The 18,259-nt window shown below is 69.2% G+C and carries 16 protein-coding genes and 2 pseudogenes; 10 read left to right on the top strand and 8 right to left on the bottom strand.

From position 1 onward, the window contains the following. Positions 1-122: 122 nt before the first annotated feature. The 4 genes and pseudogenes from AADR41_RS27025 to AADR41_RS27010 form a co-directional block, all read right to left on the bottom strand. Positions 123-525, bottom strand: a pseudogene (locus AADR41_RS27025) (transposase); the annotation flags it as partial. A 414-nt stretch (positions 526-939) separates the two neighbouring features. Then, a complete protein-coding gene (locus AADR41_RS27020; protein WP_342284006.1) occupies positions 940-1,836 on the bottom strand; it encodes a PaaX family transcriptional regulator C-terminal domain-containing protein in 897 nt (298 codons plus the stop codon). Positions 1,837-2,141: 305 nt separating this feature from the next. Then, positions 2,142-2,990: an alpha/beta fold hydrolase gene (locus tag AADR41_RS27015; RefSeq protein ID WP_342284005.1), complete on the bottom strand. Its 849-nt coding sequence runs from the start codon at positions 2,988-2,990 to the stop codon at positions 2,142-2,144. A 20-nt stretch (positions 2,991-3,010) separates the two neighbouring features. Then, a complete protein-coding gene (locus AADR41_RS27010) occupies positions 3,011-4,240 on the bottom strand; it encodes a saccharopine dehydrogenase family protein (protein WP_342284004.1) in 1,230 nt (409 codons plus the stop codon). Positions 4,241-4,323: 83 nt separating this feature from the next. Between AADR41_RS27010 and AADR41_RS27005 the strand changes: the two genes are divergently transcribed. The 5 genes from AADR41_RS27005 (at position 4,324) to AADR41_RS26985 (ending at position 9,472) form a co-directional block, all read left to right on the top strand. Further along, positions 4,324-5,940: a flavin-containing monooxygenase gene (locus AADR41_RS27005; protein WP_342284003.1), complete on the top strand. Its 1,617-nt coding sequence runs from the start codon at positions 4,324-4,326 to the stop codon at positions 5,938-5,940. Positions 5,941-5,999: 59 nt separating this feature from the next. Next, complete coding sequence (locus AADR41_RS27000; RefSeq protein WP_342284002.1) at positions 6,000-6,497, top strand: hypothetical protein; 498 nt, start codon at positions 6,000-6,002, stop codon at positions 6,495-6,497. 178 nt (positions 6,498-6,675) lie between these two features. Continuing rightward, positions 6,676-7,533, top strand: a complete 858-nt coding sequence (locus tag AADR41_RS42975; RefSeq protein ID WP_446751113.1) for a NucA/NucB deoxyribonuclease domain-containing protein — start codon at positions 6,676-6,678, stop codon at positions 7,531-7,533. A 30-nt stretch (positions 7,534-7,563) separates the two neighbouring features. Then, entirely contained in the window at positions 7,564-8,016 is a 453-nt protein-coding gene (locus AADR41_RS26990; protein WP_342284000.1) for a DUF5707 domain-containing protein, read from the top strand. A gap of 787 nt (positions 8,017-8,803) precedes the next feature. Then, positions 8,804-9,472 carry a DUF4232 domain-containing protein gene (locus tag AADR41_RS26985; protein WP_342283999.1) on the top strand — a complete coding sequence of 223 codons (669 nt, stop codon included), beginning with the start codon at positions 8,804-8,806 and terminating at the stop codon, positions 9,470-9,472. 486 nt (positions 9,473-9,958) lie between these two features. Here AADR41_RS26985 and AADR41_RS26980 read toward each other — a convergent pair whose 3' ends face one another. The 3 genes from AADR41_RS26980 to AADR41_RS26970 form a co-directional block, all read right to left on the bottom strand. Further along, a complete protein-coding gene (locus AADR41_RS26980; RefSeq protein WP_342283998.1) occupies positions 9,959-10,228 on the bottom strand; it encodes a hypothetical protein in 270 nt (89 codons plus the stop codon). After that, a complete protein-coding gene (locus AADR41_RS26975; protein WP_342283997.1) occupies positions 10,225-10,665 on the bottom strand; it encodes a helicase-related protein in 441 nt (146 codons plus the stop codon). The genes AADR41_RS26980 and AADR41_RS26975 overlap by 4 nt, the downstream gene beginning before the upstream one ends. A 186-nt stretch (positions 10,666-10,851) precedes the next feature. Continuing rightward, on the bottom strand, positions 10,852-11,730 hold the full coding sequence (locus AADR41_RS26970; protein ID WP_342283996.1) for an alpha/beta hydrolase: 879 nt from the start codon (positions 11,728-11,730) through the stop codon (positions 10,852-10,854). A gap of 249 nt (positions 11,731-11,979) precedes the next feature. On the opposite strand from AADR41_RS26970, the gene AADR41_RS26965 reads away from it, so the two are divergent. From AADR41_RS26965 to AADR41_RS26955, 3 genes are all read left to right on the top strand, one after another. Continuing rightward, the gene (locus AADR41_RS26965; protein ID WP_342283995.1) at positions 11,980-13,962 is read left to right on the top strand and encodes an AfsR/SARP family transcriptional regulator; all 1,983 of its coding nucleotides are present in this window, start codon (positions 11,980-11,982) and stop codon (positions 13,960-13,962) included. Between the two features lie 166 nt (positions 13,963-14,128). Further along, entirely contained in the window at positions 14,129-14,536 is a 408-nt protein-coding gene (locus AADR41_RS26960) for a hypothetical protein (RefSeq protein ID WP_342283994.1), read from the top strand. A 557-nt stretch (positions 14,537-15,093) separates the two neighbouring features. Then, positions 15,094-15,534 carry a hypothetical protein gene (locus AADR41_RS26955; RefSeq protein WP_342283993.1) on the top strand — a complete coding sequence of 147 codons (441 nt, stop codon included), beginning with the start codon at positions 15,094-15,096 and terminating at the stop codon, positions 15,532-15,534. A gap of 314 nt (positions 15,535-15,848) precedes the next feature. Here the strand turns inward: AADR41_RS26955 and AADR41_RS26950 are convergent. After that, a pseudogene (locus tag AADR41_RS26950) lies at positions 15,849-16,027 on the bottom strand (TetR/AcrR family transcriptional regulator); the annotation flags it as partial. Between the two features lie 618 nt (positions 16,028-16,645). Here AADR41_RS26950 and AADR41_RS26945 point away from each other — a divergent pair. Further along, entirely contained in the window at positions 16,646-17,671 is a 1,026-nt protein-coding gene (locus tag AADR41_RS26945; protein ID WP_342283992.1) for a cytochrome P450, read from the top strand. A 111-nt stretch (positions 17,672-17,782) separates the two neighbouring features. Then, positions 17,783-18,043 (top strand): hypothetical protein, encoded by a 261-nt coding sequence (locus AADR41_RS26940; protein ID WP_342283991.1) that lies wholly within the window; start codon positions 17,783-17,785, stop codon positions 18,041-18,043. Positions 18,044-18,259 lie beyond the last annotated feature (216 nt).

Here is an 18,259-nt window from a genome sequence, read left to right as displayed (position 1 = left end):
AGGCAACAGCGGGGCCACACGCTCCCACAGGTCATCAGGCACAAGATCAGCAGACACCCAACAGATCCTGCCGACACATCACCCAACCGCCAAGACCCACAACGAACTTCATTCTGAAACGATCAGTAAAGGCTGTCCCGTAAATGATCTCCGGATCGTCTCGGGCATGGTTGGCCACAGTGTGGCCGGCTGATCCATCCGGCGAGGGCGAGGTTGTGCAGCCGGGCGATGCCAAGCATGGCGTGGTGGACGCCTTCGCCTTTGAGGCGGCAGTCTCGGAGGATCTTCCAGGCCTTCATGAGGGCGAAGGCGTGCTCGACGCGGGCACGGACCTGCTGGTGGGACTTGTTGTGTTCCTCTTTCCAGGCCGGGAGCCCGGTCTGGCCGCGCTCGCGGCGGTGCGGGACGACGAGTCCGGTGCCCGGGTGGCCGCCGTCGGTGATCGTGAGACGTCTTGCCGACGGCGGTTTTGGCGCTGGATTCCTCCCACGCCTTGCAGCCGTTGCGGTTCCCGGCGAGCACCCGAATCGGTCGGGAAGGAGGAGGCGGACGAGTCTGTGCAGTCCGGGCGGACCGCGGCCTCACCGTGGAAGAGTGACCGGGGCGCGGTTTCAGGAAAACCTGGAGGCCGCGAAGGAGAGGAATCAGAGGGCCGGGCCGACCGGTCCGGCCGAATGCTCGACCGGTCCGTTGTGCGTACCGAGGGCATCGCCGGGCAGTTGCGGCTGCACCCGCAGAGGAAGGCGAAGCCCGGCTTCTCCGGCCGCCGGGCGCGCAAGCCGGTCATCTGCCCCGCCCCGTAAGCCCGTCGCTGCTCCGCGACCCACTGCTCAAGGGGGTACAGGTGCTCCTTGTGTCCGTACGGAACCCTGCCGTGAAGCTCACGCCGGCCTGCATCCCAGGCCGGGGGCCTGTCCGAGTCGGTCGGCGCAGTGGGCCTCAGCTGTTGGCAGCTGCTGGGCGGGTCATGTCGCGGTAGAGCTGGAAGAGGTTGACTCGCTCGCTCTCCTCCACGTGGTCCTCCAGGAGTGACCAGCATTGCGCGACAAGTTCGCGGGCCTGTGTGCCGGGCCAGGGCTGGGGCAGCAGTTCCGGCGGCAGGAGGGGGTCTGGCTCCATGGCGCGGGTGAATTCGGCGGCCAGTTCGACCGCGATCGTTAGCCGCTGAGGGCTGGGGAGGTGGGTGTCTTCCTGGAGTCGGCGCAGCCTCGGTCGGGCGACGGAGGCGAGTCGCTGGTAGCGGTCGGCGATCTCGTCCTGCGGCCAGAGGGCGCGGGCGATTTCGGCTGGGTCGTGTTCGTTGCCGTGGCGCAGGTTGTCCGTGGTCAGCAGCGTGAGGTGGTCGAGGACATCGAGGTGGCGGGCTTGGTCTTCGACGTAGGGCTCCCAGGCGTTGGCGCTGATGTAGAGGCCGCCCTGCACGGCGGCGCCGCCGAGCCGGGTGAGTGCGGCTCGGAGGGCGTCGCGTGCGGAGCGGGCGGTCTCGGGGACCGCGAAGGCGACGAGGTGCCAGATGCCGTCCCAGGGGGCGAGGCCCGCGTCCTGCCGGAAGGCGTGTGCGACGAATTCGACGTCGGGCCCGAGAGTCTGCTCGGTGGCGCCGGTGGCCCGCAGGACTGCTTTGCGTCCCCTGCCTTCCTGGGTGAACCGCCCTTCCGTGACGAGCCGCTTGACGCACAGCCGCACCTGTTGGTCGGTCATGCCGAGCAGGGGGGCGATGGCGTAGAGCTCGCCGGTGTCGACAGTGTGGTCGGTGCGGATCAGTGCCTCGACGAGTGTCCGGGTGGGGACCTGGACAGCTGGTTCCGGCGTGCGGGATGAATCCGTTCCAGGCATGGAGTGGTGAGCCTTTCGGACGTCGTCGAGACAGTTGATCAAGGTACCGCGCTGGGCCGCTGAACCGGGGAGCGATCGGAATCGATTCGATCGTTTACGAATAGACTACCTTCGCTCGTGGGAACCGGGAGTGATGCCGACTACCTCGACGAAGTCCTGACCGGGGGCGCGGGGCGAGGCCGATCGTTGTGGTCGCCCCGATCCGGACCGGGGCGGCCGTGTGGCCTACCGGCAGGCGCGTACAAGGCGGTCCGAGGTCGGGACCTGCGCGTTGCGCCCGCCCCCAAGCCCTCGCGCGACGCGCTTCACAGGTCGTTCCAGAACGAGTTGAGCAGGGCGGCTGTCTCTTCAGCGCGTTCGATCTGCGGCAGGTGACCGGTTCGCGGGAAGAGGTGGGTGCGCGCCCGGGGCAGGGTGGACACGGCGTTGATGAGATGGTGGGCGGGGAGGATGCGGTCGTGGGTCCCCCAGACGACCAGTGTGGGGGTATTGAGCGCCGAGATCTCCGCGAGCAGCTTCGTGCGCCAGCTGGAACGTACGCCGCGCCAGGAACCCAGCTCGCGGGCCACCTGCCGCAGTGTCCGGGCGGCTCCTTCGCGGCGGGCGAGAGCGAGTGCCGCGGCGACCCGTTCAGGGGTCGCGAAGTCCGGGTCGTGGAACAGGGAACGCTCCGTCAGCCGTGCGTTTCGTTCATCGGGGCGCAGGAGCGGCCGCCAGAGCAGCGGCAGGTCGAGTATGCGCAGCGCCCAGGTGACCTCACGGCCGAATCCGGCGCTGTTGAGCAGTGTCAACGAGGACACGCGCGCGGGGGCACGTGCGGTGAGCTGCATCGCGATGGCGCCACCGAGGGAATTGCCGACCACGTGCACGGCGGACGTGAGGCCGAGTCGGTCGAGTACCCGCTCGGCGTGCCCGGCCAGTGAGGCGAGCCGGCAGTCCGGCAGGGGCTGTGACCGGCCGAACCCCGGGATGTCGATTGCGATGAGCCGGTGGTCGGGCAGGGCTGCCTGGAGCGGTGCCCAGTCCGCCAGGCTGCGGTCCAGACCGTGCAGCAGGAGCACCGGGGGGCCGCTGCCCGTCGCGGTGTAGTGGACGGCACGTCCCGCGACGTCGATGAACTCGGTGGGGGGCGTGGTGGCTTCTTTCGATGGCACGTCGTGTCTCCTGTTGAACGTCAGTGGGTCGGGGTCACGTCGGTGATCACGCCGTCGCGGGGGCCGTCGTCGCCGGGAAGGTCGGGCACGTGGCGTGCCAGGTCGAGGAAGAAGCGTTCGGCGTCGATGGCTGTCTCCGGCGGGTGGACTCCGAGGTGGCCACCGGTTCCGTCCAGCAGTTGCGCGAGCCCCAGCGCCAGAGGCAGACCGGTTGCCTCCGCCATGTCGTTGAGCAGCGCCGAGGCGCCGGGTGTATCGGCGAGCCGGGCCAGGGCGGTGACGTGGCGGCCGTCGCGGGTCCCCGTGGCGGTGGCGAAGAACGGGGGCAGTGACCCGGGCCCCTTGCGGGTCATGGCGCCCGCGGTGGCCCGCAGCGCGCGGGACACCGAGGGCTTGGCGAGTTCGGCTGCAGCGGTCTCGTTGGTGAGTTTGCCGGCGTCGATGTCGCGGCGCAGGACGTCGAGGTAGGCCACCGTGCCCGGGGTGACGACCATGAGGTTGGCGGCCTCGCCGGCCGGTCGGAAGCTGCGGTGCAGGGTGACCGGCTCGGGGTGGCCGACGGTGTAGGCCGTGCCGGTGTGTCCGGCGGACAGGGAGAGGGCGACCGGCCGGAGTGGCCGCCGGTGGACGAGCCGTCCGTCGCTGACCACCGCCACTTTCCCGCTGATCTGTTCCATCCAGTGCACGGCGGCCGCGCTGGGGCGCCCATCGGGGTCGCTCAGCTGCTCGTCGTCCCCACCGTTGCCGGAGACGTCGACGGGCCATGCGGTGTACAGGTCCTGGACGTGGTCCAGTTGCCGGACGGCGCGTGTGGCCAGCAGATTGCTGACACCGGGGCTGGCGCCCATTCCCACCACGGCACGGACCCCGGCGGCCTGGGCCTCCTCATTCAGGCCGAGCATCTGCAGGGTCGGCTCCCAGTCGTCGCAGATGTCCAGGTAGTGGGTGCCGGTCGCGATCGCGGCACGCAGCACGGTCAGGCCGAATCGGTAGTACGGGCCGACGGTGTTGAGCACGACCTCCGCGTTGTGCAGAGCAGCGTGCAGGGCGCTGCTGTCGGTCACATCCACCTTGAGCGCCCGCAGCGGCGCGCCACCCGTGCCGTCCTCGTTGAGCCGGTGCACCAGCTTCCGGGCCGCCTCCAGGTTCCGGTCGGCCACCACGATCTCGGTGACGCCGGGGAGTCCGGCCGCCACACGTACCGCTACGGCGCCCATTGCTCCAGGGCCGCCGAGAGCCAGAATCCTCATTCGCTACTCCATCCATCGAGTGGGCTACGATCGTAACGCAAACGATCGTATCTGGTTCGATCATTCTTTGGATGGGGAGAGTCATGACCGACCCGCACACCACGAACCCGGTCCCGTACGAAGCAGCCGGAGCCTCACCCGGACACATGTCCGTCGTCATCGTCGGCGCGGGATTCGCCGGCCTCGGCACAGCCATCCGGCTGTTGCAGGAGGGCCATCGCGACCTGCTGATACTGGAGCGGGCCGATGAGGTCGGCGGCACGTGGAGGGACAACGCCTATCCCGGATGCGCCTGCGACGTGCCCTCGCGCCTGTACTCGTTCTCGTTCGCACCCAACCCCACCTGGAGCAGGCGCTTCGCACCTCAGAAAGAGATCGAGCAGTACCTGAAACACTGCGTCGACCAGTACGGCCTGACGCCCCGCCTTCGACTCGGCTGCGAGCTGCAGCGGGCCACCTGGAACCCTGAGCGGCTGCGCTGGGACCTGGACACCAGCACCGGACCGCTCAGCGCCGGGCTACTGGTGATGGCCCAAGGGCCCCTTTCGGAGCCGGCCATCCCCTCGCTGCCCGGTCTGGAAGGTTTCACCGGAGAAGCGTTCCACTCCGCCGGCTGGAAGCACGACGTGGACCTCTCGGCCAAGCGGGTGGGCGTGATCGGCACCGGCGCGAGCGCCGTCCAGTTCATCCCTCACCTGCAGCGCACGGCTCAGCAGGTGACTGTCTTTCAGCGCACTCCGTCATGGATCGCCCCGCGCCGGGATCGGCCGGTACCGGCGTGGCAGCGTCACTTGTTCCAGCTGGCACCGTCGGTGCAGCGATTGGCGCGAGGCTGGGAGTACATGACTCGGGAGGCGACGTTGCCGGCACTGCTCGGCAACCGCACCATGGCCGCGCTGGGACGTCGGGAGGCACTGGCCCACCTGCACCGCCAGGTCAAGGACCCCGGGCTGCGGTCCAAGCTGACCCCGGACTACGCACTGGGCTGCAAGCGGGTCCTGCTTTCCGACAACTATTACCCGGCACTGGTTCAACCCAACGTCCGCCTCGTCACCGACCCGATCGCGAGCGTCGGACCGAACACGGTCCTCACAACCCCACGCAGCGGCGCTCAAGCCGCACCCGGTGCCGCATCCGCCGGCACCACGCATCCAGTGGACGTACTGATCTTCGGAACCGGATTCCGTGTCACCGACGCCTCCTACGCGCGGCGCGTCATAGGCGGTGACGGACGGTCCCTGCACGAGGTCTGGCAAGGCAGCCCGCAGGCACACCTCGGTACAACCGTCGCGGGATTCCCCAACCTGTTCCTGATGGCAGGACCCAACACGGGCGTCGGACACACCAGCCTCATCCACATGATCGAGTCGCAGATCAACTACCTCGTCAGCACCCTGCAGCTGATGCGGAGCCGCGGTCTCGGCTCCGTGGACGTGCGCGCGGAGACGCAGCACGCATACAACGCCGAACTGCAGAACCGGATGACCCCCACCGTCTGGGCCGCGGGCGGTTGTTCCGGCTGGTACCAGGACCGCACGGGCCGTGTCACCACCATCTGGCCCGCGTCGACCTGGCAGTTTCGCCGTCGAACCCGAGCCATCGACCCGGATGAGTACGCGCTGACAACGCCGTGCGTCACCCCGGACCAGTTCAACTCCGAGGGGAGCGGCAGCGTCGGCGAAGCGCAGCCGGGGTCATGACGAATTCACGCCGCCCCCGGGCGATCGACTGCGCCTGCGGCCACTGGAGACTTCTGTGCATGGAGTCTCCGGTGGCCGCCGCCCTGAACCTTGCCCCGGCCACCCGGCTCTTCACCTTCGAGGCGTTGGGCACCTTGCTGTTCGCGGTGCCCATGCTGATGGTCACCACATCAGGCCATCCCAGAGTGCCCGAATGGGCCCAGTTACTGGGGCTCGCCCTGCTCCTCACGATGATCGTGGCGCTCATGCATACGTGCCGGCTGACCATCGCCGAAGGTCTGAGACTGATCACCTGTGGGGCTACCGGGCAGGGCGAGGCGGCCGCCAGGCGGCTGCACCAACAGTCCGGGGCGGAGCGGCGGTTGGGGTGGCTGCTGGTCCTGTATCCGGCCGCGCTGGCTATCCTGCTGCCTGTCCCCGATACATGGGTGCGGTTCTGGTTCTGGTCCACACTGCTGCTCAGCCTGTCCGCGCTGCTCTCACTCGGCTTGCTGCTGCGCGGCGCGGGCCACACGGACTGCCGGCAGGAAGGACTTCTGAAGGCCACGGGCCCGTAGCGCCGGATGCGGGACGACATCACAGTGTCAAGTCCTTGCCATCGCGTGCCGCCCGGCCGGTCACACGGGCGTCGAACTCGCTGCGACATCACACTGAAGTGAGCAGTAGTCCGGTTCTCGGAACGGCGCCACAGGCCGGCGGTATCCGGATGGGGATGTCGGTCTCCTGCGGCAGCCCGTGCAAGGCGTCCGGCCACGTACCGGGGCACACCCTGGGAACTGCCTTCTCCGGCAAGGTCGACTACTCCGACGGAGTCAAGAAGAACAAGACGCAATCCAGCACGGCAAACCACTCGCTCTCGTTCACCAAGCCCGGACACACCCCGGGCGGCTGCTCGTACTCCTCATTGGACTTCCGCTGCGACGACGCCTTCTGGAACGCGGCCAGCATCCGCCGCCGGCCGGGAAGTCCTGCGACGAGAACCCGTTCGCCAGGACCCAGGAAGGCGGCACGGCGCTTCCGGCGGCCAGCCGGGGCATCGCCATGGTCCCGGAGACGGAGCAGGACAAGCAGGGCGGCCGGATCACCGGGTTCCACAAGCGGGAGCGTCTCGTGAACAAGGATGGCTTCTGGGTCGCGGTCTGCCCCGCAGGCAACGGGCTCGTCTGCACCAACGCGGAGTCCACCTACGCAACCGTCCTGACCGGGACCTCCTACGGTCACGTCGACGTCGCCTTCGACGTGACCGTAGGAGGTCCCCTTGAGCGTGGAAGGCTGGGACGAAGTCGTTGGATCAGCCTGTACTTCCCGACCGAGGGACCGCTCGTCGGCGACCCCCTCTCCGAAGACCTGGCAGAAGTGCTCCTCCTCGGAGACGAGGAGGAGTACCAGTGGTGGAGGCGCCGAGGAGTACACAGCAACAAATGCCGCAGAGGCAGACCACGCCGCAACGCGCCCCGCGCCCGCCGAGGAGATGTCCATTGCCCCGTGCACACCGAGTTGCACGCCCGTACCCCGGAATCGAGCGCCCATGTCCGGCGAATCCTCGCGCGGGGAATATCGGTGCAGCGCCGCATCAGAGCGGCGCCGACCTGATTCAGTGCTGAGACAGTTACGGAGAATCCCATGTCCCGACGCGTTGCTCTGTCCGTTGTTGGCGGTGTCGTTCTTCTCGGTGGTGCCGGTGCCTTTGCCTTCGCCCAGGCCGCAGAGCAGGCTCCGGTGCTGACACACAGCGCCGCCCGCTACACCGCTCCCGACGGGGACCGTGACGGCGCGCTGGCCTTCGGCACCGAAGTCACGGCGTCCTCCGGTGTCAAGAGCGTGAAGGTACTGGCCTGGCCGCAGAACTCGTCCTTCGCCAAGAAGGGGCTGACCGCCAAGGACATGGCCGCAGTGGAGTCGGCCGATTGCAAGCCCTCCGGGCAGGACGCCGTGCGTTGCACCTACACCGCCAAGGTGACCAGTGCCCTCGCTGCGTCGTCCCCGCGCGGTGCCTGGCACGTCGCCGTCCTGGCCACCGCGCAGGACGGCACCACGACCTTGGACACCGAGGCAGCCGGCTTCACCGTCCGGTGACCCGGACAGGCCTCGCGGTGCTCGTACCTGGGCGGGAACTCCCGGGTCTGGCGCAGGAGGCCCTTCGCTCCGACGGCGATGTCGTTCTGTTCCATGGTGACGGTGCCGACGGCCGGGATCTCCGCGGAAAATCGGTGCCCGGCGACCCGCGTTCGGACGGAGTTGATCGGGTAGTCGGGGCTCACCTCCATGCGGTGCTTGATGCCGCCCCGGAAGTCGAGGGTGTGGAGCTGATCCTCGTAGCGGACCGGAACGTTGAGGGCGAGGTGGGAACAGGGGATCTCAGTGCCGATCGGCGGAAGTCCGGGCAGGTCCATGTTGCGGAAGCCCCACGTGGGCGGGGAGACGGACACACGCCATCCAAGCCGGGACACTCACTCCCTCCGCCCATTCACTCCGCCGTGGGCACGCTGTGGCTCCGTCAGCGGTTGAGGACCTCCTCGACCGTTGCGGCCACCTGCTCGGCCTGGACGTCACGGCCCTTCTCGTTGACCCTCGACTCCGAAGCGTGATCCGCCGGACAGCGACCAGGCGGTGAGGGTCCGGCGGACGGTGGCCGGCCGGTCGGTGATGCGGCGGCTGTCGAGGGAGGACGCGCCGGTGCCAAAGACGGTGGCCGCGGGAGTTTGCCGAGGTGGGGCGGGTGGCGCGGGTATCGGCAACGATCTTGGGCGGAGTTCGTGCGGACTTGGTGAGACTGTGCCTTCGGATGCAACCAGTGCGTTTTGAAGGATCATCCTGCTTCTCAGTTGGCTCTTAGGTTTGTTGATTGGGAAGAAGGAAGTTCATGCGCACTCGTACCCGCACCCGCATAGCCGCTGCCGGCGCACTCGCTGCACTGTCCGCGCTCGCGCTCACCGGCTGCAACAGCGGCGACGAGGCTGACGCCGCCGCCGGTTCGTCGGCCTCGACCGAGGCTTCGCCCGAGGCGTCGTCCGGGAGCAGCTCAAGCGGTGGCGGCAGCTCGTCCGGGAGCAGCTCGAACGGTGGCGGCAGTTCGTCCGGTGGCGGCGCCACCGCGGCCTGCACCACCCAGAACACCTCGGCGCAGTTCCGCCAGAGCGCGAACCACGCCAGCGAGTCGCAGGCTGCCGCCGGTTCGCTCAGGATCACCAACTCCTCCGGCGCCGCCTGCACCATCGTCGGTCCCACGGTCGTGACCGTCACCGATGAGGCGAAGGGCAGCGGGCCGGTCTCCGCGGACAACTCCGAGGAAGGCTCGGATGCGGTCGACGTCCCGGCGGGCGGCACGGCGACGGCCGACGTGATGTACAACGACGTGAACACCGAGGGCACCGCGCGCCTCTCCTGCAGGACGGAATCGCCCACGGTCGAGGTCGCGCTGCCGAAGGACGCGGGCACCACGGTGAACGTGATGAAGGCGGACGGCTCGCCGGGCGGTGTCTTCAGCCTCTGCGCCGACTCCTTCAAGCTCGGTGCCTTCTCGGTCGGCTAGTACTGCAACGGTCTTTGCGGTGACGGTTGAGCAGGTTCGGGTGGCGCGTGGCCGCGTCGTTGGTAGTGGCTGATGCGGGCTTGGCGCTGTCGTCTGCGTCGCTGGTGCGATTCGTGCAGAACGTGGTCGATCGAGGCAGGGCGCCGGTGGGTGGGCCGGTGGGCTTTGCGGTCGTGGGTGTGGCGGGCAGGGTGCAGACGTCGACGTCGATGCGCGCCCGCCCCGCCCATCGTGGTCAGCGCCCTTTTCCGTGTCCGTCCCGGCGTCACCTGCGCCTGGGTCCAGTACGGCCAAAAAGAGCTGGGCGGATTACCTCGCGGTATACCGACGCCCTGAACGCGCGCCACATGCGTTCGTTCAAGGCCGCGGCGAAGATCGCGATCGAGGAGACCGCGGAGGCCGATCCGCTGTTCAGCCGGCTGAGCAAGGGTGCCGGTACGCGGGATCCGGTGCAGATGGGGCAGGATCTGCTCGCGCACGAGAACGCTATGAGGGACTGGCTCCGGTCCACAAGGGCGGCACTGGGACGGCTTGCCCACCGGAGCGATGCGGCTTTACAGCGATGCGCTGCACAGGCCCCACCTCATAGCTGCCGACTTCTGTCGCCGCCACCTCGCCGCTGCCTCCGAGCAGGAACGAGGTGTCCGTGTCGTGCGCCCGCAGCGCCCCGAGGACCTTCGAGAGGGTCTTGTAGGCGTCCGATGTCACCAGTTCATCGCCGCTTTCGCCCGGCCCGAGGAATACCGGCACGATCAAAGTGGCGAGTTTCCCGCGCCCGGACGTGTACGCAAGGCACGCCCGACCATGTGCACGATGTCGACGATTGACCCACGCGCGTCCGCGAAAAGCATCCCATTGCACTCCGCCGTATCCACCCCTGCCCCGATCACCTTCACCGAGCTGAGCACACGCAGAGCAGTACGAGCACCAGAAATACCATCGACGAAATCGGACGCGAACTTTTCGGGGACCTGGCGGCGGTGGGCGGGGGAGTGCTCGCTGTGGAGCCGGTCCGCCCGCACCTGTTCCACGGGCGGGTACATCTCCGGGTCGTCCTCGGCCAGCGTGGCGGCGGCCGCCGGCACCCCGGACGCCATCGCCTCCGCTTCCCCCACCCGCGAATGGAAAGACAGCACGCGCCGGATCCGTTCCTCGGCCGCGGCCCGCATCAGCCCGGCCTGGATCGCCGCCATCCGTGCCCCGCGCGCCGCCCCCGATCCGAGCCCCCTTCCAGGAGCGCGGCGTGGAGTTCCGGATCGAGGATGTGCAGGCACAGCACCTGATACGGCGCCACCACGCCCCGCGGCCCCGGCCCACCCGAGAGGGATGGACCCGGGCCGCGGGCATGTCGCGCGGTGTCGCGCTGCTCCTGTTCGGGCTCAGCGCGCCAGCAGGTCGCGCAGGGACCTCGCGATCACCTCGGGGTCCTCCTCGGCCATGAAGTGTCCGCAGGAGACCGTCGAGTGGTTCAGGTCCGCGGCCCAGGCGCCCCACAGCGCGGCGGCTTCGTGGCCCAGGGCCGCGCCCCAGTCCTGCTGGAGGACGGAGACCGGCATGGCCAGCTGACGGCCCTCGGCCCGGTCGGCCCGGTCGTGCTCGATGTCGATGCCCGCCGACGCCCGGTAGTCCGCGACGATGGACGGCACCGCCGCACGGCACGCATCGAGGTAGATCTGCCGGACGGCCGGCGGTACGGCCTCGGGGTCGTTCGCCCAGATGTCCAGGAAGTAGGAGAAGAAGGCGTCCGAACTGTTCTGGATCATCTGCTCCGCCAGACCGGGCGGCTGGGCCATCAGGTAGAGGTGGAAGCCCACAGTCGCCTGCACCCCGTGCAGCGCCTCCCACATGTCCAGAGTCGGCAGTACGTCCAGGCAGGCCAGGTGGGTGATGGTGTCAGGGTGGTCCATGCCGGCCCGGAAGGCGACCAGGGCGCCCCGGTCGTGCCCGGCGAGCGCGAACCGCTCGTGGCCCAGCGCCTTGGCCAGGGCGACGATGTCGTTCGCCATGGTCCGCTTGGAGTAGACGTCGGGCCCCTCCTCGGCCGGCTTGTCGCTGTCGCCGTATCCGCGCAGGTCGGGGCAGATGACGGTGTGGTCGACCGCCAGGTTCTCCGCGACGTGCCGCCACATCAGGTGCGTCTGCGGGAAGCCGTGCAGCAGCACGACGGGGGTGCCGGAGCCGCCGACAGCGACGTTCAGCTCGACGCCGCCCGCCACCTCTGCGCGCCGGTACTCGAATCCCGTGATGCCGTGTGTCATGGCCTGGTGCCTTTCGTTGCCCGGGCCCCGCCCGCTCGGCGGGACCCTTTCGATGAGCGGTGCCGGACCCGGACGGACCGGACCTGCTCCGCGTGGCATGTTCCGCATGCCCTCGGCGGTGGCGGTGTCGCGCCCCGGCCGATGTCACAAGACTCCGGGCAGCCGATCAGCACCGAATGAATGCCTGCGGGTTCGACTAGATTTCTCCTGGTCAACGGGGCTGGGAGTCGGAGAGGAACAGACAGCTTCATGCGCGTGGAATTCGGGGTGCTGGGAGCGGTGAGCGCCTGGGACGAGGCCAAGGAGCCGCTACGGCTCAAGGGGCCACGGCATCGGGCGGTGCTGGCCCGGCTGATCGTCGCCCGTCGTCGGGTGGTGCCCGTCGTCCGCCTCGCGGAGGACCTCTGGGAGGAGCCGCCGGGCGACGCCATCGGCTCGCTGCGCACCTTCGTCGGTGACCTGCGGCGCGCCCTGGAACCCGACCGGCCGCCCCGGACCCCGCCGCGCCTGCTCATCACCGAAGGTTCCGGATACGCCCTGCGGGTACCGAAGGACGACGTCGACGCATGGCGGTTCGAGGAGGTCGTGGAGTCACTCGGTGACGCCGGTCCCGCCCTGGTGGCCCAGCGGCTGGACGAGGCGCTCGGCTGGTGGCGCGGGCCCGCGTTCGCGGACTTCGGTGACGAGCGCTGGCTGCGTTCGGAGCGTTCCCGGCTGACCGAACTGCGTCTGCACGCCGTCGAGCGCCTCGCGGACGCCCGGATCTCCCTCGGCCGCGCGGCCGAGGCCGTGCCCGATCTTGACGCGCACGTCACCGACCACCCGTGGCGCGAGGACGCCTGGCGGCTGCTGGCCCTGGCCCTGTACCGGTCGGGCCGGCAGGCCGACGCCCTGTCCGTGCTGCGCCGGGCCCGTGCCATGCTCCGCGACCAGCTCGGCGTGGATCCCAGCGCCCGGCTGCGACGCCTGGAGGAGGACGTCCTGCGGCAGGCCGAACACCTGGACCCGGACGCCGATGCCTCGGTGAACCGGGTATGGGAGCAGGCCACGGCCGCCTACGAGGGTGCCCTGGGCTCCCGCGCCCGGACCCGTCTTGAGTCGACGGTCGGCCTGATGCGCGACCTCGCGGTCACCGGGGGCGGCGGCCTGGAGGCGGCCCGCCACCACCGCGTGGCGGCCGTCGCCGCCGCGGAGCAGCTCGGCGATCCGGAGCTGACGGCGCGCGTCATCGGGGTCTACGACGTCCCTGCGATCTGGACTCGTTCCGACGACCCCGAGCAGGCGCGCTGGCTGGTGGACACCTCCGAGCGCACACTGCGCGCCCTGGTACCGGGCAGCCACGACGCGGCGCGCTGCCGACTGCTGGCGACCATCGCGGTGGAGTCGCGCGGGGCCCTGCCCGTGGGCGAGGCGGCGTCCGGGGTGCTGGCCCGGCCGCTCCAGGCCGCCGGGCAGGCCGAGGAGATCGCCCGGCGCCTCGGCGACCCGGGGCTGCTGGCGTTCGCCCTGAACGGGACGTTCATGCAGTCTTTTCGGCGGACCGGGCTCGCGCTGCGGCGCGACGGGATCGGCGCGGAGGTCGTGGCACTGTCCGGCCACCACGACCTGGTCCGCTACGAGGTGCTCGGACACCTGATCAGGATCCAGGCTCGGTGTGCGCTGGCGGACCTGGCGGCGGCCGACCGGCATGCGGACACGGTGGACGAGCTCGCGGACCGTCATGAACTGCCGCTGGTCTCGGTGTTCACGACCTGGTACCGCGCGCTGCGCACGGCCTCGGCCGGCTCGCGCGAGGCCGCCGAGGCCGCCTACGCGCAGGCATCCGACTCGCTGCGCGACGCGGGCATGCCGGGACTGGAGCACGGGCTTGCTCCGCTGGCTCGTCTGTCAGTGCGCCTGCGGCACGGAGCATCGGCGGCGGAAGAGGACGCGGACGCGGACTGGGGACCGTACGAGCCGTGGGTGCGGCCCCTGCTGCTGATCGAGGGCGGCCGGACGGAGGAAGCGCGGGCAGCGCTGCGCGGCATCGCTTCACCGCCGCGCGACCTGATGACCGAGGCCCTGTGGTGCCTGACGGCAGGGGCGGCGATCGCGGTGGGCGACCGCACGGTGATGGAGCGGGCGCACACCCAGCTGCTGCCCGCCTCGGGGGAGATGGCGGCCGGAAGCGGGCTGATCACCCTGGGGCCGGTGGCCGAGCAGGTGGGCGCGCTGGAGGAGGCGTTGGCCTGACGGACGTGGAGTGCGGCGGTGAGGTCCGCAACGGCCTGGGCCTTCCTGTCGAAGGGCCCGGAAGGCGTTCCGCAGGACGATGCGGATCGAACGGGCCGGCGCCCCCTTGCGGGTGGCAGTGGCCCGCTCGACGTCGACCCGGGTGATCTCGCTCAGCGGCACCGACATGCGCCACCTGCTGCTCACCGACCTCGACCTGTCCCGTGAGCGGATCGTCGTCCGGCGCGCTGGCAAGCGGCACGTCGTCCACCCGGGCGAACTCACCCACCGCTGCTCCTCCGTGTGGCTCCGTGAACAACACCGCCGCCGGCCGGTGACCACCAACCCGCATCCGCTGATCAACCGATGGACTGCGGTGGACACCACTGACTTGCCCATCGGCATCACGTTCACCGCCACGTCCCGGCCCACCGGACTCACGATGCCGACGCTACGGCAAGACCGAATCCGCGACGAGGCATTCGAGGCCGACGACCCGCTTCACCTGATGCGCCTGTTCGGCATCTCCTCTCACACCGCGACGCGGTACATCACCACCGCTCGTCCTGAGCGCACCTCGAAGCTACCTCGGTGAGTGGTAGAACCAGCTTCTGGAGCAGATTCCCCACTCTGCACCCGCCACAACAGCTCTCCGAAGAGCGACGACTACGACCCACGAAGGCTGCGACGCTCAATCAAGACCGCCGGCGCCCACAACAACCAGGTCGGCCCACGCTGCTGTCGAAGGATCCGTGGCGACGCCCCGGCCACATCATCGTCTGACTGAGTGATGGCCCGCGCGGGGCGAGTGTTGGCGTTGGCGTGATCGGAAACTTGGGCCAGTCTCGTCGTGGAAGAAAGGCCCCGACACATGGTCGCGCACGTTTTCGAATCTCCGCGTGGTGCCCCCGCCGGACTGCGGTTTCTGGCACTCGCCTCGCTGACTGCTGCCACTGCGTGTTCCAGCAGTTCGGCCCAGGGGAGTCCGAGTCCCATCGACACGCACAAGGAACTCGGCGTGGACACCCACCTCCGGGTCGGGGGGAACGGCCCGGCGCCCCAAGCGCCCGGCAGTGCCATGGCAAGCGCGGTCGGGCAGTAGCGATGGCTGCCGGAACCGGCGACCGACCGCGCCGTCACACGGTCACCCGCGTGCTGCTCCAAGTGGTGACCGCAGCCGCCCTGGCAGTGAACGCCTACGTGCACGCCGACCTCGCCCATGCCTACGATCCGGTCGGGCGGCACATCAGCCAGGGAACGCTGTTCCGCCTCGAAGCCGCCGTGGCGTCCCTGGCCGCGTTGCTGGTCCTCCTCCTCGGTCGCCGGCGGCCGGTGTGGGCGTTCGCCTTCCTGGTGTCCGTCTCCGCCCTGGGTGCCGTGCTGCTCTATCGGTATGTGAACGTGGGCGCCCTCGGTCCGTTGCCGAACATGTACGAGCCGGTCTGGTGGCCGAAGAAGACCGCCAGCGCGATCGCCGAGGCCGTCGGTACCGTGGCCTCGCTCGCCGGCTTCCTGATCACCGGCCCGCCGCGCTCTGCGTCCAATCGGGCCGGCACTCCTAGGGGCGGCAAGACCGATGGCATGGGCAGCTGATCGCACGCCGTGCCGCGCCCCCCGCACCGAATCCCGGCAGCTCCTGGGGCTGCTGCTCCTGGCGGTGCGTGAGATGTCTCGTGAGCTCCTCTGAGCCTCGTTTGAGCGGCGCCGGCCTGCTGGCCAGGGTGTCTCCGTCGTCGGGTCGTCCTGCGGTCGGCCGACGCAACTTCGGGCCCGAAGCGTTCTCACCGTGTCCGACCGGTCATCGGCCGGGGCGAAGGTGAAGAGGCCGGCGCCGACAGCCGTACGCGACCTGCGTGAGTTCCGCGATCCGATTGGGCTGCTGGGCAGTCGAGCACTCGCAATCGCGCTCAGACGCGCTCGACCGCTGCCGTCACCAGTTGTTCACACTCTGCCTCCGTGAAGACGTCCGGCAACGTGAGTTGCCCGACGATCAGCCAGTTCAGGGCAGGCATGAGCCGCTTGAGGCCATGGCGTCGCAAGAGATACCGGAGGCCTCGTGGTAAGCGACGTCGGCCCGGACTCGCTCGGGCCGGGGCGACGTTGGCCTGCTGCGGGCCCGGTCCGCAGCCGCGCACCTCATATGCATGCGTGCAGCTGACATCCTGATAGTGACATATGGGGTATGAGTGAGAAAATGTTACCTATACGCATAGCGCTGAAGGCAGGCGAGAGGAGTGCGCCATGATCGCCAAGCTGCTCGGCAAGTTGTCCTTCACCCGTAACTACGGTGCGTACGGCGTCCACAACTGGGGCACGCACACCGGCGACGACAGGATGTGACCGCACGGTCGGCGGGCGCCACGAGGTGCCCGCCGGCATGGTGTCGACGACATCGGTCTGACAGGTACGAGATGTCGGGGGCGATCCCATGGGCCGAGTGAACGAGCCGCCGCGGTTGCCCGGAGGCGGTTTCGCGGCCTGGAGCCGCGACCGGCTGGCAATGGCGCGCCGTGGCGCTGCCGAGTGCGGGGACGTCTGGCAGCTGGAGCCGGGTGTCTATGTAGCCGCTGCGGCCGGACCGTGCGAAGCAGTCCTGCACCGCGCGCAGGACTTCCCCAAACCATCCTCACCTCTCTTCCCGCCGCTGAAGCGGTCGAGCGGAGCGCCGACGCCTGAGGAGGGCGCACACGCTCACACCGCCCGCATGCGCGGACTACGCCCGCAGGCGGTGGCAGCCCGGATCGGTGAGATAGCGCCCAGGACCGCTCAATTTGCCGACCAGTGGCCCACGGGCCAGGACATCGAGATTCTGCCCCCGGTCCGGCACGCCCTGGCAGAGATCGGCGTCCGCTACCTCTTCTCCGAAGATGCTCCCACCCTGCTGCCCTTCGCCTGGCAGCTTTTCCTGGCCAGGGAGGTACTCGTACGCCCCTCGCGCTGGGTATGGCCGCGCTGGGTCCCCACACCGGCACGACGGTTCCGCACACGGCAGCAAGTCGCCTTCACCGACGCTTTGCGGCCCATCGTCCGCCGACGCCGTTCATCGGGCCGGCTCGGTGACGACGTGCTGGGACAGATGCTCCGGCCGTCCTCCCGCCATGGCCTACTGCCGGAAGAAGCCATCCTGGACAGCCTCCCCGGACTCACCGTCGCCACCTTCGAGACACCTACCCGGGCAGCCGGATGGATTCTGCTCCACCTGGCCCGATACCCCCAGGCCGCGGGCCGCGTCGCGGCCGAAGCCGCCTTGCTGCCCGCAGACCCGGCCGCGACGACCGGCACCCACCTCGACGGCCTGCAATACACCCAGGCACTGGTACGCGAGGTGCTCCGCATGTACCCCCCGAGTTGGCTGCTGACCCGGCGCGCCACGCGACAGACCCAGCTCGCCGACTACGCCATCGACGCCGGGTCCACCGTGCTCATCTGCCCCTACACCGCCCACCGCGACGCACGGGAACACTCCGAGCCGGACCGGTTCCGGCCCGAGCGCTGGCTCGATGATTCGGGATCGCCGACGAAACCCGGGGTCTTCCTCGCCTTCGGCACCGGCCCGCACGGATGCGAGGGAGCTGCTCTGGCCATGGCGATGCTGACACTCCTGACCGCGCAGACCGCTCGCCGCTACCACGTGAGCGAGCCGCCCGGACCGGAACCCGGCTACCAGGTCACCACCTTCGAAGGTCTCGCAACCGCCGGCCTGCGTCTGCGTGCCACCGTGCGCGGCTGAGGGCGGTCCTGTTTTTCGGTGAGAGGCCGCCTCAGCCCGCGAACAGCGAACGTTGATCAGGCTCGCGCGCCGTTCCGCACGCACTTGACCGGCTCACGGTTCGTCCATTGTGTGTCGCTGGCCGAACCCGTCGGCGAGCGTGCCCATCATGACGAGGTCGTGGTGCGGGTCGGCGAAGAAAAACGTGTTCCCGTAATTGCTTCAGCATTTCGATCCGACCTTTTCGGACTCGGCGTCTCGCTGTTGTGTCACGTACGCCGGTTCCCTGCCAAGGTACGCCGCTTTCCAGCGCCGTTGATGCGAACGCTGGATGTCGGACGTTCGTCTCTCAGGATGTTGGGCTCGCCGGTATCGGTGCCGCTGTTACGCTGATTCCGTGACGGTATTCCCGCGCACCGTGCCACACGGTATCCGTCGAATTCCAAAAGAGTGTCGCTTGCTTGACCGAAATGCAGCCGCAACCAGGGATATGTAGTCAAGCGCTGATCGTCCCAGCCGCGATGATCAACTCTTCCCATGGAGGACCCGACGAGCGCGTTGCACCCCCTCGCACTTCGAGGGGGAAGTGGCCGAGTCCTCCCTCGCTGC

This window comes from Streptomyces sp. CLV115, from assembly GCF_038448545.1.
GTDB lineage: Bacteria > Actinomycetota > Actinomycetes > Streptomycetales > Streptomycetaceae > Streptomyces > Streptomyces sanglieri.
The sequence above is the reverse complement of the archived record's forward strand: the minus strand, read 5'-3'. Positions and strand labels throughout refer to the sequence as shown.